The sequence below is a fragment of the Bartonella occidentalis genome, from assembly GCF_037070875.1.
Classification (GTDB): domain Bacteria; phylum Pseudomonadota; class Alphaproteobacteria; order Rhizobiales; family Rhizobiaceae; genus Bartonella.
This window is the reverse complement of record NZ_JAYMZJ010000004.1, coordinates 1-16,397: the sequence shown is the minus strand read 5'-3', so window position 1 is coordinate 16,397 and position 16,397 is coordinate 1. Positions and strand designations below refer to the sequence as shown.

Below are 16,397 nucleotides of genomic sequence, written 5' to 3'. Positions count from 1 at the left end.
TTTGATTCCTCAGCTCATCAAAGAAAACGCCATATATTCCATGATGTTTTAGAATACATTTTCATCATTATGATCAGTTTAAGTGCTATTTTTGCCTCTCTCATATCTTTTTCAAAACATATGAAGGTATATTTTTAAAAGTAAGTAACTCGTCCAGCTGTGATAATGGCTGTGCTGCCTTCAAAATTGACCTTGCTGCTTTTTCATCACATTGCATTTGTGCAATTAAAGGTTCAAGTCCATTAAACTTTTCTTGTCCGCGCAAAAACTCTAAAAAAGAAACAGTACAGCTTTCTCCATAAAGATTGTCATCAAAGTCAAACAAGTAAGTTTCCAGAAGAAGTGCTCCATTTTCAACAACCGTTGGACGACACCCAAAACTTGCAACCCCATCATACAAAATACCGTTAGCACGCCGCAATCGTACTGCATAAACACCCTGAGCCAAACTGGTTTGAGGAGGTAAAATTTGATTAGCGGTAGGGAACCCTAAAAGACGTCCGAGCTTTTCCCCAGATACGATACTTGAGCGCACCCGATAATGATACCCTAATAAATGAGCTGCTTTTTTTACCTGACCTTGCAAGAGAAGCTGACGAATAAAACTAGAAGAAATCATCCTCTGCTGTTGTGTCTCTTCTGCGCTATACATAGAAGGAATTTGCACAACCTCAAACCCACATTCTTTTCCCCTCTGACACAAAAGATGCGAATTTCCACTTCTTTTATAACCAAATTGAAAATTTTCACCCGTTACTACAACCGAAATATCAAATGCTTCTTTTAAAATAACATTGATAAATTCATCGGCTGAAAGAGCAGCTAAACCTGCATCAAAAGTCTGTTCAATTACACCATGAAATCCAAGAATTTTAAAAATTTCAGCCTTTTCAGCAGCCTCTGTTAAACGATCCACAGGAGTTTCCTGTTGAAAAAAGCTTCTTGGATGTGGTTCAAATGTTAAAACAAGAGCTGGTTTATTGTTTGCACGCGCTAAATCGAGCGCTTTTTGGAGCACTGCTTGATGACCACAATGAACACCATCAAAATTTCCAAGTGCCAACACCGCCCCTCGCCAAGCGGAAGGAAGCATATTAGCTCCCTGAAGACGTAAAAAATTAGACATTACTGAAGTGCCCACATCATTGCTTTTGGTTCATAACCATAATGTTTTAAAAATGCGTGCAAAGCTTCTTTATCCACCACGCCATTTTTCATATAATCATGGCGATGAATACCACTCATGATGTAAAGCGCATCAAGACCAAAATCGACTGCTCCTTTGACATCAGTTAAAAGACCATCACCAATAGCTAAAACGTTGCTTTTTTCCATTGGCTTGCACATTTCTCGAAGTTTTTCAAAGGCACAATTATAAATCGAAGCATGGGGTTTCCCAGCAACTCGCACTTCACCCCCCAATTGCTGATAAAGACGCGCTAATGCACCAGCGCACCAAAACTCTTGATTTCCAGAATGTACAATAATATCAGGATTGGCACAAATAAACGGTAAATTTCGTGCCCGTATACGATGAAACATACTTTCATAGGCACGCGGCGTTGCATCAAGATCTTTAAGAAAGCCACTGCAAACTACAACAGATGCTTCCCATTCTTCAACGAGTTCACACTCTAATCCTTCAAATAAAACCAAATCACGTTGCAAACCAATAAAAAAAACTTTACGCGGTGCAGCACGAATGAGATCCCTTGTCACATCACCTGAAGTGATAATTGCATCATAATATCCGTTATGAATGTTCATGCTCTGTAATTGAGCGATCACATCTTCCCGAGGTCTAGGTGAATTGGTTAGAAAAATGACACTTTTTCCCATTTGTCGGATTTTGTGCAACACTTTTAACGCTGGTTCAAATGCCTTCTCACCATTATGCACAACACCCCAAACATCGCAAAAAACAGCATTATAATGTTCTATAATACTCTCGATATGGGTGAGTTCGTTCATGGTGCACCTGTTTACCTGTTTGTCATTTATCAAACTATCTTTAAAGTTACTTATCGAAAGATCATTCTCGTGTCATCTGCTTTCTTAATACTGCACCTTTTATTGCTCTCTCTCTCCCTTAGAAAAAGATCATCGTTTACAATAATATCTATAGCTCATATCCTACTTCTTTAAAACTTGTGTTAAAACTATGAGGCTTTTTCTGGAACTTTTTCCCTCCCCAAAACTTATCCCATTACTTTCAAGTTTATTAATTTTTGTCAGAGGACTTTTCTTGACCATTTTTCATCAAGATATCCTAAGCTATTACGTAAAACATTGCAGATAACAACTCCCACTAAAAGAAAGTACTTTCAATTCCCACCTTTTGTAGAAAATTAAAAAACGCTCACGATCAAATTTAAAAATGTACGTGCTGTGTGTATATTTTTAAAAGAGTGTCTGCAAAAATAAGAGATCCAACAATCATTTTTTCATTTAAATCGAAACACTCAACCTAAATGCTTACATCAACGCATTGATTTTAAGCATAACGATTGTTCCTCACCTTCAATAAGATCTCTTTACACAACACACTGTATCAATGTTCCAAAATTTTACTCTGAATCGGCAAAAACTCTCCACTAAAAATGAATAAGAAAGAAAATAGAATACATACATAATTCATACTATCTATCTAAAGTAGGAAAAAAACTGTAAAAATAAAACGGTAGAAAAATAGAATGGCACAACCAGCTAATTATGATAAAGCTTATAAAAGAAAATGAATTTCATACGTATCTATCTAAAAAAAATTAAACACAGCACATTTATAAAATGCCCCTTACAAACCCATTTTCCGGAGCTTTTTCTAGTTATCGCCTTATCCCATATTTCCAGCTTTTAAAAAAAAGAATATTGATGTCAACAATAAACCCTATACCACTACAGAAAGAAAGAGATAAAGAAGCAAATAGAGCAGCACTTTTAACGGCTCATATCTCAAAAACAAATTGTGAGGCGAGTTTTATTTTTTTCAATATACTGAAAACACTCTGAATGTACTTTTATTGACAGAAGGATAAACACCATCGTAAAACGCTTTAGAATAGTACTTACTGGCATGTTGATCAGATCCTTACAATCTACAATGATTTTTATGTATCTTTTCATCTCCTCTTTATATAGCAAACTTATGTATCTTTATGACCCTAATTAAAAAATTTGCCACTGTTGCTACTGGAACCTTAATGAGTCGTATTTTTGGCTTTGTACGCGAAATGCTGATGGCCGCAGCTCTTGGTACGGGTCCTGTTTCTGATTCATTTAACGCTGCTTTCCGTTTTCCCAACACATTTCGCCGATTTTTTGCTGAAGGTGCCTTTAATGCAGCTTTTATTCCTCTTTTTTCGAAAAAAATCACCGAAGATGGTACGGAAGCTGCCTGCAAATTTGCAGAAGAAGTATTTGGTGTTTTATTTTCATTTCTTTTACTCTTAACCATTGGCATGGAATTAAGTATGCCATTTTTGGTACGAACCATTATTGCTCCAGGTTTTGCAGAAGATGCGACAAAATTTAATGCTACGATTCATTTTACCGCGATCATGTTTCCTTATTTAACATGTATGTCTTTAGCAGCAATGATGGGTGGAATGCTCAATGCTCTGCGACGCTACTTTGTTGCAGCCATTGCTCCTCTTTTTTTGAATATTATTTTGATTATCGTGCTCGTCTATGCTTGGATAGATCAGCTTGATGCTTGGCATATTGGATTAAATCTTTCTTGGGGTGTTATGGTTGCAGGACTTCTCCAACTTGCTTTAATAGCAATCGCTTTGCGTCAAAACGGAATGAAGTTTTCCTTCCGCGTCCCTCATTTTAGCCCCAATGTTCGCAAACTTTTAACTTTGGCTTTGCCGGCAGCCATTACGGGAGGCATTACGCAAATTAATTTATTGATCAACACCAATATTGCCTCTAGCCAATCTGGAGCTGTATCTTCTTTAGTTTATGCAGATCGCCTTTATCAATTACCGCTAGGAGTCGTAGCAATTGCAATAGCAACCGTTCTTTTACCAGAATTAACGAGAGCCCTACGCAGCAAAAAATACAAAGAAACTCATAATTTACAAAACCGTTCTATTGAATTAACCTTGTTGTTGACACTACCTGCTTCCATCGCCTTTTTGCTCCTATCTAATCCCATTGTCAGCTTGCTCTTTGAGCGTGGGCAATTCACAGAAGAATCAACATATCATGTTGCACAGTTACTGGAACTTTATGGAATAGGGCTTCCAGCTTTTGTCTTGATAAAGGTTTTTATTCCTAATTTTTTTGCCCGTGAAGATACAAAAACACCTATGATTTTCACAGGCATTTGCGTTTTTATCAATATCAGTCTTGCATTAACATTATTCCCAATTTTGTCAGCACGAGGTATCGTCATTGCTGAAATTACCTCTGGATGGATCAACACGCTGTTGCTTTGTGCTTTCCTCATCAAACGCGACTACTGGAAACACGACGCACAACTAATAAAAAGAATTGCACGCTTGATTATTGCCACTTTTTTCAATGTAATAACTCTACATTACATGCTGGATGTGTTTGGGTTTTTATCCACCTCTTTGTCCTCGCAAGCGCCATTCTTCTTACGCGCTTTCGCCTTAGCGGGCATAATGAGCTTCATAGTTCTCGTGTACATTATAGCATATTTTTTTCTTGACGCTCGTTCCTTTTTTCTCACTCTCAAAAATTTAAAACAACGCCTGTGATATTTTATCTTGCTTTCAAAAAGACGCTTTGTCACAACGCACACAATGAATAATTTTACAAAGAAAGAATTATCCTATGAATACCTTCACACCCCTTGTCTTTTCCGGCGTACAACCAAGTGGTCATCTTCATCTTGGCAATTACCTTGGAGCTATCAAGCATTGGGTTGAACTGCAAGCATCCTATAACTGCTTATATTGCGTTGTTGATATGCACGCACTGACTGTTAATCCAGACCCACATGCCTTAAATGAATCGATCAGAGCGGTTACAGCGGTCTTTTTAGCGGCTGGAATTGACCCTCAAAAACAAATTATCTTCAATCAATCGCAGGTTTTTCAACACACGGAATTGGCTTGGATTTTTAATTGTATCGCCCGTATTGGTTGGCTTCAACGCATGACACAGTTTAAAGATAAAGCAGGAAAAAACCGCGAACAAGCATCTCTTGGGCTTTTTTCTTACCCAAGCCTGATGGCTGCTGATATTTTAGTCTATCGTGCTACCCATGTTCCAGTAGGAGAAGATCAAAAACAACATGTCGAATTGACACGCGATATTGCACAAAAATTTAACAACGACTATGCTCATCGCATTGCTGATTTAAATTTTGGTGTCTCTATACAAATAGGAGAGGAAAAAAAACAAGCTTTTTTCCCAATACCAGAAGCTCTTATTGGAAAAACAGCCACACGCGTGATGTCCTTGCGTGATGGTACAAAAAAAATGTCAAAGTCAGATCCTTCAGATTTTTCACGCATTAATTTAACAGATGATGCTGACCTTATTACAAAAAAAATACGCAAAGCAAAAACCGATTCCGCCCCTCTACCCGACACACCGGAGGCCTTGGAAAAACGACCAGAAATCGATAATCTGCTTGGTATCTATGCTGCCTTTGCTGAAATAAGTAAAGAAAAGGCTCTTTCAGAGTTTTCTGGACAACAATTTTCACTTTTTAAAACAGCCTTAATCGATCTTATTGTCCATAAGCTTGCTCCCATCACACAAGAATTACGTCGTCTTAACCAAGAAAAAAGTTATATTGATTCTATTTTGTGTAGTGGTGCACAGCGTGCCAGTGCAATAGCAGAAAATAATATGAAAAAAGTTCGTGAAATCGTCGGATTTGTGCATAATACATAACAAAATATATATAGTTAATAATAAATAAAAATACTTCATAAAAAATAGGGGGGAAAGCATGGTTTCTGAGGAAAAAAGCAAAAAAACAGATCACAAACGAAAAATTCTGGTTATTATCGATGGAACATCAGAATGTCGACGTGCCGTTGCTTTTGCTGCACAGCATGCTAAAAATACCAATAGAACATTAGTATTGCTTTCTGTCGTTGATAATTCAGAGTTTCAACATTTTCTGGGTGTTAATAATATCATGCGAACTGAATTAACGCAAAGTGCCTATGAAACATTAAAACAAATCGCGGATGATGTGTACACCGCTCACACCCTTGAAACAGAAATAATTGTGCGTGAAGGCAAAAAAATTGATGAAATTTTTGAACTCATCAATAAAGATAAGAAAATTTCTCTCATTGTTTTAGCTGCAAGTGGACAAGTCGAAGGACCAGGACCACTTGTGCAATTAATTAGCTCTCGGGAACCTGCTTTTTCTATCCCCGTTACTGTTATCCCAAGCAACCTTGCAGATGAGGATATTGAAATTCTCGCCTAAAATACAATAATATTTTATATGCTCAAGCCTCTTTCCAAATCTTAAAGCAATAAAAGGAGAATCTATGTTTATTCAAACTGAAACGACTCCAAATCCTGCAACACTAAAATTTTTGCCAGGTCGTGTGGTTCTTCCCCAAGGAGTATTAGAATTCTATTCACAAGAAGAAACCGCTAACACATCTCCTTTAGCTGCTAAACTCTTTAATATTCCCAATGTCAAAGGTGTTTTTTTAGGTTATGACTTTATTACCATAACCAAAAAAGATGGTGAATGGCAGCATCTCAAACCAGCAATTTTAGGCACCATCATGGAGCATTTTCTGTCTGGTGCACCAGTCATTACAACTGATGCTGCAACAAAAGCACAAACAAATGCGCTTAATGAAGAGTTCTATGATGAGAAAGATGCAGAGACTGTTTTAATCATTAAAGAGCTACTTGAAACGCGTGTTCGCCCAGCAGTTGCAAATGATGGAGGAGATATTACTTTCCGCGGATTTGAAAATGGTATTGTCTACCTCAATATGCGAGGAGCTTGCGCTGGATGCCCCTCTTCAACTGCAACACTTAAATATGGCATTGAAAATCTTTTACGACATTTTATCCCAGAAGTTCTTGGTGTTGAAGCCATGCCACAATAAACCAAAAGGTAAAACTTAAAAATATCCAACCAATAAAAATCAACTCTCTAAGAAAGCATGATGTGGTAGGGTATCATTACCTATTCAACTAACTGGAGTATACCACAGCCAACCTTTTGGATGGTACGACATTCTCATGTAAAACAAACCTATTAACATATCAGTCCAAAGTACGATTTGAACAGGCAATTTCTGAGGAATAAGCAAGGTTTCTAAAGAAAGCAGAAGAGTTTTTAACTAAAATAAGTTCCCGCTATACAAATTCGCTCGGACAACAGAAAAGATTTTCAACTTATAATAATATATATAGACTAAAACTTTTTAATGGCTTCCAACTTTATTCAGTTAACCTAATCAATTCTGATGGTTTTATGGTTCATATTTATTATTACCCTCCACAATACAAATACTTTATACCATCATCATTATTCTTAAGAAGAAATATATATTTCACTTGAAGTTTTTTAGCACCCTAACATCACTTCCATGAGTTACAGCATAATCATCTACATCTCATTGTTCACATTATAAAAAATATTAAAGTGAGAAAAATTTTTTTCGAAATCATTCATAAATGCACTCAAGATACCAAAATCATCTGCAATCTTCGTAAATATTCTGCAGTCTTCGTAAATATAAAGATCACTCCAGTGAAAATCTTTCATAAGATATCAGTTTGTGTAGCTGCCTCTTTGTTCAAAAAACACCCCTTTAAGCAGCCATAGAGCAAGAAATTTTTATTTTTTATTTCTCATGTAAGAGATTTCCAAAATACGACAAACTTTGAAAAAATCTCTCTACAAAAATACTTACTTAAAGCAAGCGAAAAAAACATTTAGGATAGTTAAGAAATAAGTCGGTTGATTGATGAGAGAATATATCAACACCATACGGGACAGCAATTATTAAAAGAAAGGCAAAACTCATACAAAAAACGGGTCGATCTCGACCCGTTTCTTTTACTACTATTTTTTAAAAGGCTTAGAAATCCATTCCGCCCATTCCGCCCATTCCACCGCCAGGCATTGGAGGCATTGGAGCATCTTTCTTTGGAACTTCAGCAACCATAGCTTCTGTTGTGATAAGAAGGCTTGCAATTGAAGCAGCATTCTGGAGAGCAGAACGTACAACCTTCACTGGATCAACAATTCCAAAAGAAATCAAATCACCAAATTGACCTGTTGCAGTATTGTAACCAAACGTGTCTGAATTATTTTCAAGCACTTTTCCAACAATAATTGCAGCTTCTTCACCTGCATTGGTAGCAATTTGACGAGCTGGAGCCTGTAGCGCACGGCGAACAATGCTGATACCAGCTTCTTGATCAGAATTTTTTCCTTTCACAGTCAACGCATTTGCAGCACGCAGTAATGCTGTACCACCACCGGCAACAATACCTTCTTCTACAGCTGCACGTGTTGCGTTCAAGGCATCATCAACACGATCTTTCTTTTCTTTCACTTCAACTTCTGTTGCACCGCCCACACGGATGACTGCAACACCACCAGCAAGTTTAGCGAGTCTTTCTTGCAATTTTTCACGGTCATAATCAGAAGTTGTTTCTTCGATCTGCATTTTGATCTGGCTTACACGTGCATCAATTTCAGATTTCCGTCCAGCACCATCAATAATTGTCGTATTTTCTTTAGAGATATTTACTTTCTTTGCACGACCAAGCATATCTAAAGTGACATTTTCCAATTTAATGCCAACATCTTCAGAGATAACCTGACCTGATGTCAAGATAGCAATATCTTCAAGCATTGCTTTACGACGATCACCAAATCCTGGAGCCTTTACAGCAGCAATTTTCAAGCCACCGCGCAATTTGTTGACAACGAGTGTTGCTAAAGCTTCACCTTCTACATCTTCAGCAATAATGAGAAGTGGCTTTCCAGACTGAACAACAGCTTCAAGTACTGGAAGCAGTGATTGCAGATTAGATAATTTCTTTTCGTGAATGAGAATGTAAGGATCATCGAGATCAGCAACCATTTTGTCAGCATTTGTGACGAAATAAGGGGAAAGATATCCACGATCAAACTGCATTCCTTCAACGACTTCCAATTCCGTTTCGGCAGTTTTTGCTTCTTCCACGGTAATGACACCTTCGTTGCCAACTTTTTCCATGGCATTAGCAATCATTTTACCGATTTCTTCAGCACCATTAGCAGAAATCGTTCCAACTTGTGCAATTTCTTCTGAAGTTTTGATTTTTTTAGCTTTTTTAAAAAGATTTGCTACAACTTCATCAACAGCAGCATCAATCCCACGTTTAAGATCCATTGGGTTCATGCCAGCTGCAACAGCTTTTACACCTTCTTGTACAATAGCTTGTCCTAAAACAGTTGCAGTTGTTGTACCATCACCCGCAATGTCATTGGTTTTGGAAGCAACTTCGCGCAACATTTGCGCACCCATATTTTCAAACTTATCTTCTAGTTCGATTTCCTTAGCAACGGACACACCATCTTTTGTAATGCGAGGCGCACCAAATGATTTATCGATCACCACATTGCGACCTTTAGGGCCGAGTGTTACCTTAACAGCGTTAGCAAGGATATCAACACCGCGCAACAAACGCTCACGCGCATCACGGCCAAACTTGACTTCTTTAGCAGCCATCTAACTTCTCCTTGGAGTTCTATCAAAATAGTACAAAATGAAAAAACTGAAAGGCCGAATTAGCCTAAAATTCCCATAATGTCAGATTCTTTCATGATTAAGAGGTCTTCCCCGTTAATCTTCACTTCGGTTCCAGACCATTTTCCAAACAAGATACGATCCCCTGTTTTAACTTCCAAAGGCACACGCTTTCCGTTATCATCGAGAGCACCATTACCAACAGCAATAACTTCACCTTCTTGCGGTTTTTCCTTCGCTGTGTCTGGGATTATAATCCCACCAGCGGTTTTATTTTCAGATTCAACCCTGCGGACAACGACACGATCCTGAAGTGGGCGGAATTGTATGTTAGCCATTTTAAAAATCCTTAAAACTTAATATAATGGAATTAATCTTAAGTCCTTGTTAGCACCCTTCATATGTGAGTGCTAACACTACTGGAGAATATAAAATCGCGACTTTATGATGTCAAGGATTACCCACAAAAATTTATCTTAAGACGCTTCGAAGTCTTGCCTCTCTTTTCTATTTTGCGTTATTTACTGCTTTATAACCGATGAACATAAAAGGATTTTATCATGGTTGAAACACGTCAGGAAACTGATAGCTTTGGAACAATTTCAGTACGTCAAGACCGTTATTGGGGTGCACAAACTGAACGTTCCCTGCATAATTTTAATATCGGCACAGAAAAACAACCTCTCACCATAATTTATGCCTTAAGCCTTATAAAAAAAGCCGCAGCTCTCGTAAATATGGAAAAAGGTAAACTTCCACAAAACATAGGGAAAGCAATTATTGCTGCAGCAGATGACGTGCTTTCAGGTGCCTTCGATAAGCATTTTCCACTTTCTGTCTGGCAAACAGGCTCGGGAACCCAAAGCAATATGAATGTCAATGAAGTCATTGCAAACCAGGCCAGCATGCTTTTAGGAGGAAAGCTTGGAAGTAAATCACCTGTACACCCCAATGATCATGTCAATATGAGTCAATCATCGAACGATTCTTTTCCAACAGCACTGCACATTGCAACCACACTCCAAACACGTCAACACTTATTACCTATTCTTGAAGCTCTTATTACGACTTTAGAAAAAAAAGAAGAAGAATTTGCAGACATCATCAAAATCGGGCGTACTCACACTCAAGATGCAACACCTCTGACTTTGGGACAAGAATTTTCAGGCTATAGAACCGCACTCCAAGCTGACCGCCAGCGCATTGAAGCGGCTCTTACTGATGTTCAGATGCTTGCCCAAGGAGGAACCGCTGTCGGAACAGGACTTAATGCACCTCAAGGTTTTGACGTTGCATTTGCAGAAACAATCAGTTCCCTCACAGAGATCCCCTTTAAAACTGCTGACAATAAATTTGAAGCACTTGCGCATCATGGAGCTCTGGCATATTTTCATGGATGCCTGAATGCACTAGCGGCGGATCTCTTCAAAATTGCTAATGATATTCGGTTTTTGGGATCAGGTCCGCGCTCAGGCTTAGGCGAATTAAGCCTCCCAGAAAATGAGCCAGGATCTTCTATCATGCCGGGCAAAGTCAATCCTACCCAATGTGAAGCCATGACGATGGTAGCATGCCAAGTCTTCGGCAATCATACCAGTGTAACATTTGCTGCAAGCCAAGGACATTTCGAACTAAACGTTTACAAGCCTGTCATTGGCTATAATGTTTTGCAATCAATTAATCTTCTTGGTGATTGCATGCGTTCTTTTGATATGCACTGTATCCAAGGATTACGCGCCAATCGCGTTCATATTCACTCTCTTATGGAACGCTCTCTCATGTTGGTCACAGCTCTTGCACCAGAAATTGGCTACGAAAAAGCTGCTGAAATTGCTAAAGCGGCACATAAAAATGATACAACTTTGCGTACTGAAGCTATCAAAGCTGGTGTTTCTGGAGAAGATTATGATCGACTCGTTGACCCAAAAAAGATGATCCACCCACAATAAACGGCTTGATGCAAACCTTTATGTGATAACGTCGGGTCGCTCGCGACCCAACCGTTGTGGTATATTTAAGAGTTTAAGTGCTGCTCGTTGCAAGGGTTGGAGAACTTGTTGTGGATCTTGAGCGTGTTTACACCAATCACCTTCATACTGCTCAAAATAAAGCCGTAAGGTTGCTCCAACCGTCCCTGTCCCAGATAAACGCACCACTAACCGTGCTTCATTTTCAAAAAAAACGCGTATTCCTTGCCGTGTAGTGATACTCTGATCAACTGGATCACAATAAATAAAATCGTCCGCTTTTTCGACCGTTAATCCAGCAATTTTCATTCCTGCCTGTGGTAAATGCGCGCGCAACTGCTCTAAAAGGGCATATGCTTTATCTTCTTCCACATTTTCATAATCATGACGTGAATAGTAAAAACGCCCATAAGTACGCCAGTGCTGTTGAACAATTTGCGCTACTGTTTTTCCTGTCACAGCTAAAAGATTTAACCAAAATAATACAGCCCATAAACCATCCTTTTCGCGGATATGGTTAGATCCCGTTCCAAAACTTTCTTCACCACAAAAGGTTACTTTTTCAGCATCTAAAAGTGACCCAAAAAATTTCCACCCTGTTGGCGTTTCAAAACAATCAAGTCCTTTTCTTTCAGCAACAAGATCCACTGCGCGTCCTGTTGGCATAGAGCGGGCAATCCCTGCAATACCAAACCTATACCCTTTAATCAAATGCGCATGTGCAGCCATAATAGCCAGAGAATCTGAAGGTGTGATAAATTGTTTACGACCGATAATGAGATTACGATCCCCATCACCATCAGATGCAGCACCCAAATCAGGCGCTTGATCAGACATCAATAAATCGTAAAGACCCTTGGCATGAACCAAATTTGGATCTGGATGTCTCCCTCCAAAATCCAATAAAGGGACGCCATTCATAACTGTCCCTTGAGAAAACTGCAAACATTTTTCAAAAATTTCATGCGCATAAGGCCCTGTTACGGCATGCATTGCATCAAACTTCAAAGTTAATCCTTCTGCAACCGCCTTGGCAATGCGATCAAAATCAAAAATTTCCTGCATCAAAGCAACATAATCGGTGACAGGATCAATAATATCAACCCGCATAGATCCTATAAAACTTGTACCTTCCATCTTTAAATCGATATCTGGAGCCTCGATAATTTTATAGGAAAAAAGACAACGTGACGTTGCAAAAATAGCTTCACACAAAGAATTGGGAGCAGGTCCACCATTGGAGATATTATACTTTATACCACAATCTCCATCTAAACCACCAGGATTGTGACTTGCTGAAAGAATAATCCCACCATGTGCATGATATTTGCGAATAAGATGGGAAACAGCAGGTGTCGATAAAATGCCCCCTCTTCCAACTTTAACACACGCCACACCATGCGCAGCTGCCATTTTTAAGACAGTCTGAATAAGCCTATGATTAAAATAGCGGCCATCACCACCCAAAATAAATAATTTCCCTTCAATAGATCCAATATTATTAAAAACAGATTGAATAAAATTCTCAACATAATGAGGCTGTTGAAAAACCGAAACTTTTTTGCGCAAACCAGATGTTCCCAGTTTTTGATCATCAAAAGCTTTTGTCAAAACTGTGGTTATAGTCATGAAAATGCCTTCATACTATTTTTAAATTTTAAGGTGAACACCTAGAAAAGGCGCCCATTAATTTTACTTGACGTAAGAATGAAATATTTGCAAACTTATTGCAATATGATCGTTTAAATGCGCTTTCCGACACGCTTTAAACAAAGTAATTGTTCTAATTGCAATTTCATCAAAATACAGGAGCATAATCATGGTGAGAAAAAAAGTTCCCAATGTCACTTTCCACACACGCGTGCGTGATGAATCAATAGGTGGAAATAACCCTTATCGGTGGCAAGATATTAATAGTGATACGTATTTTAAAGGGAAGCGGGTTATTCTTTTTTCTCTTCCTGGAGCCTTTACGCCTACTTGCTCAACGTTCCAGCTCCCTAACTTTGAAAAACTTTATGATGAATTTAAAAAAGCTGGCATTGATGAAATTTATTGTCTTTCCGTCAATGATACTTTTGTCATGAATGCTTGGGGAAAAGCACAAGGCATCGAAAAAGTGAAATTAATCCCTGATGGATCAGGTGAGTTCACTCGCAAAATGGGAATGCTGGTTGCCAAAGACAATATTGGTTTTGGAATGCGGTCATGGCGCTATGCCGCCGTTATTAACGACGAAGTCATTGAACAATGGTTTGAAGAACCAGGCTTTTCAGATAATTGTACAGCAGACCCTTATGAAGTCTCTTCACCAGAAAATATTTTAAAAACATTAAAAAGCTAGCTTCAGTCCATTTTCCCATTCAATGGCACAATCCCTTTTTGCAAATAGAGTTTGTGCCATTTTATTAAGACTTAGAACGATAATCCTCATATTTAAAGAGCTAAAAAATTTTACAGTTTTTGAGCTGCCAGAATATCCTGTACCGTTTTTACTAATTGCTCTTCATCAACTGTTATTTGCGCTGGCCGACTTTCACGCCATATTTGGTTATCTTTGATTTCATGAGATAAACGTGCACCTTCAACCAAATCTTTAATTTGTATTTTATTGTCTTTGCGTTCTAGTGATCCTTGGATCACCACACAAGGAGCATGGCGCCGATCAGCATATTTCATCTGTGCTTTAATCCCTGATGCACCCAAATAAAGTTCAGAACGAATTCCCGCATTGCGTAATTGCATCACCATTTTTTGATACCGAGCAACAGCTTCTGGCTCTTTATCCATCATCAAGACCACAACTGGCCCTATAGTCTTCTTTACAGGTAGTTTGCCAAGATTTTGCAATGCTGATATCAAGCGCGATATGCCGATTGAAAACCCTGTTGCTGGAACATTTTCGCTGCGAAAACGCGCAACAAGCCCATCATAGCGCCCACCACCACCAACAGATCCAAAGACAACTTTTTGTCCATCATCATTGAAAACATCAAAAAGCAAGGAAGCCTCAAAAACACATCCCGTATAATAGTCCAATCCACGCACCACAGATGGATCAATCTTGATACGATCCTGATAACCATTCTCTTTAAAAATGATTTGCATTTCTTCAAGTTCACGAATCCCTTCAAGCCCCTGACAATGATGACCAACAATTTTTTTAAGGGCATCAATCATTTCACCTTCTGGTTCAGCCTCAAGAGCAGTTAAAGAAAGAATATAATCAATCTCTTGCTTGTTAAGCTCCGCTCCCTTAGTGAAATCACCACTCTCATCTAAACGTCCCTGCCCTAAAAGTAAACGAACCCCCTCAGAGCCAAATTTATCAAGTTTATCAATTGCTCTAAGAACGGTTAAGCGCTTTTCAGTCTGTTCGCTTCCCCCCAAACCAATCTTCTCTAAAACAGCATCAAGAATTTTTCTATTATTAAGGCGAATAACATAATCATGACGCTGGATTCCTAATTTTTCTAAACTATCCGCTGCCATCATGCAAATTTCTGCATCAGCTGCGACTGTTGGTGTTCCAACAATATCAGCATCAAATTGCAGAAATTGGCGAAACCGCCCTGGACCGGGTTTTTCATTACGAAAAACAAAACCAAGACGATAACTCCGATACGGTTTTGGCAAAACCTCAAAATTTTCTGCAAAATAACGAGCAAGAGGTGCAGTAAGATCATAACGCAAAGACATCCATTGCTCATCATCATCTTGTAAGGAAAAAATACCCGCATTTGGGCGATCTGTATCAGGCAAAAACTTTCCAAGAACATCTGTATATTCAAAAATTGGCGTTTCAAGCGCTTCAAACCCATACAGTTCATATACTTCACGAATCTGAGCAATCATTGTTTCAGTTGCATACAACTGTGAGCTTACGCGGTCAGCAAAACCACGTGGTAAACGGGCTTTGGTTTTTTCTTGTTTTGATGACATATTTTTCTCTAGCAACAATATAATTCACGGATGACTTGTATCGATCTTATAGGCTCGTGTCTATATTATAGAAAGACACACTGCAATGGATTTATAGATTAGGCATGAAGCAAACACACATAAGCTTTTGCTTTACAAAGACGATACTCCTTTCTCCTTAAAGATACTTCACTGAAGAATTTTTTCAATTTTGAGAATGTCTTCTATTTTTATTCCAATTGTATTTTTACAATGAATATAATTTCACACTTTAGTTTTGATTTTGAAGCAGGATCATCTAGATTTAAAACACGTTTTAATGCACGCCTGTAAAATGACCACAAGATATCCCCTCATTCTTGCTCAGCTTTGAGCACCATTAATTTTTCTTCTTACAAGTGCTTGGTCTAAAGTTATACTTTTTCTACAAGACAACATTTTACATCAATAGAAACTAAGTTCCATTTTACTCAGATATTGACTTTGTGTTTAACTATCCATAGTGGCAAATTGAAACTCTTCTCCAACTAAAAATAGAATTTTCCACCATATTGCTATATTGCAAAAGTACCGCTCTCTATCTTTGATACTCTCACTCTCTGCATCTTGACAGATCCATTTCATGGTCAGCAATTTTGCTGGGTTTATCACAGCATTGACTATTTCAATTTGAGAGACGTTTGATGCTCATTTTTTAAAAGAAACATCAATAGAAACGGAGTCTCCACTTTTTTATACACCCATTTCATGGTCAGCAATTTTTGCTGGGCTTATCACAGCATTGACTATTTCAGTTTGC

Annotated in this window: 12 protein-coding genes; 6 read left to right on the top strand and 6 right to left on the bottom strand. The window is 38.4% G+C overall.

Annotation, left to right across the window (positions count from 1 at the left end):
- Positions 1-100 precede the first annotated feature (100 nt).
- Positions 101-1,126, bottom strand: a complete 1,026-nt coding sequence (locus WCP78_RS05925; protein ID WP_336279588.1) for a bifunctional riboflavin kinase/FAD synthetase — start codon at positions 1,124-1,126, stop codon at positions 101-103.
- Positions 1,126-1,971: a TIGR01459 family HAD-type hydrolase gene (locus WCP78_RS05920; RefSeq protein ID WP_336279587.1), complete on the bottom strand. Its 846-nt coding sequence runs from the start codon at positions 1,969-1,971 to the stop codon at positions 1,126-1,128. The genes WCP78_RS05925 and WCP78_RS05920 overlap by 1 nt, the downstream gene beginning before the upstream one ends.
- Before the next feature lie 1,184 nt (positions 1,972-3,155).
- Here WCP78_RS05920 and murJ point away from each other — a divergent pair.
- From murJ to WCP78_RS05900, 4 genes are all read left to right on the top strand, one after another.
- Positions 3,156-4,727 (top strand): murein biosynthesis integral membrane protein MurJ, encoded by a 1,572-nt coding sequence (gene murJ / locus WCP78_RS05915; protein WP_336279586.1) that lies wholly within the window; start codon positions 3,156-3,158, stop codon positions 4,725-4,727.
- Positions 4,728-4,803: 76 nt separating this feature from the next.
- Positions 4,804-5,874, top strand: a complete 1,071-nt coding sequence (gene trpS, locus WCP78_RS05910) for a tryptophan--tRNA ligase (protein ID WP_336279585.1) — start codon at positions 4,804-4,806, stop codon at positions 5,872-5,874.
- A 58-nt stretch (positions 5,875-5,932) separates the two neighbouring features.
- On the top strand, positions 5,933-6,424 hold the full coding sequence (locus WCP78_RS05905) for a universal stress protein (protein ID WP_336279584.1): 492 nt from the start codon (positions 5,933-5,935) through the stop codon (positions 6,422-6,424).
- A gap of 64 nt (positions 6,425-6,488) precedes the next feature.
- Positions 6,489-7,067 carry a NifU family protein gene (locus tag WCP78_RS05900; RefSeq protein WP_336279583.1) on the top strand — a complete coding sequence of 193 codons (579 nt, stop codon included), beginning with the start codon at positions 6,489-6,491 and terminating at the stop codon, positions 7,065-7,067.
- 981 nt (positions 7,068-8,048) lie between these two features.
- Here WCP78_RS05900 and groL read toward each other — a convergent pair.
- Entirely contained in the window at positions 8,049-9,692 is a 1,644-nt protein-coding gene (groL, locus tag WCP78_RS05895; protein ID WP_336279582.1) for a chaperonin GroEL, read from the bottom strand.
- Positions 9,693-9,751: 59 nt separating this feature from the next.
- Positions 9,752-10,048 (bottom strand): co-chaperone GroES, encoded by a 297-nt coding sequence (gene groES, locus WCP78_RS05890; protein ID WP_336279581.1) that lies wholly within the window; start codon positions 10,046-10,048, stop codon positions 9,752-9,754.
- 222 nt (positions 10,049-10,270) lie between these two features.
- On the opposite strand from groES, the gene fumC reads away from it, so the two are divergent.
- Positions 10,271-11,659, top strand: a complete 1,389-nt coding sequence (fumC, locus tag WCP78_RS05885; RefSeq protein ID WP_336279580.1) for a class II fumarate hydratase — start codon at positions 10,271-10,273, stop codon at positions 11,657-11,659.
- 18 nt (positions 11,660-11,677) lie between these two features.
- On the opposite strand, the gene WCP78_RS05880 is transcribed toward fumC, so the two are convergent.
- Positions 11,678-13,306: an alpha-D-glucose phosphate-specific phosphoglucomutase gene (locus WCP78_RS05880; protein WP_336279579.1), complete on the bottom strand. Its 1,629-nt coding sequence runs from the start codon at positions 13,304-13,306 to the stop codon at positions 11,678-11,680.
- A gap of 190 nt (positions 13,307-13,496) precedes the next feature.
- Here WCP78_RS05880 and WCP78_RS05875 point away from each other — a divergent pair, with 190 nt between their 5' ends.
- Positions 13,497-14,021 (top strand): peroxiredoxin, encoded by a 525-nt coding sequence (locus WCP78_RS05875; protein WP_336279578.1) that lies wholly within the window; start codon positions 13,497-13,499, stop codon positions 14,019-14,021.
- A 110-nt stretch (positions 14,022-14,131) separates the two neighbouring features.
- Here WCP78_RS05875 and hisS read toward each other — a convergent pair whose 3' ends face one another.
- Positions 14,132-15,619, bottom strand: a complete 1,488-nt coding sequence (gene hisS / locus WCP78_RS05870; RefSeq protein ID WP_336279577.1) for a histidine--tRNA ligase — start codon at positions 15,617-15,619, stop codon at positions 14,132-14,134.
- Positions 15,620-16,397 lie beyond the last annotated feature (778 nt).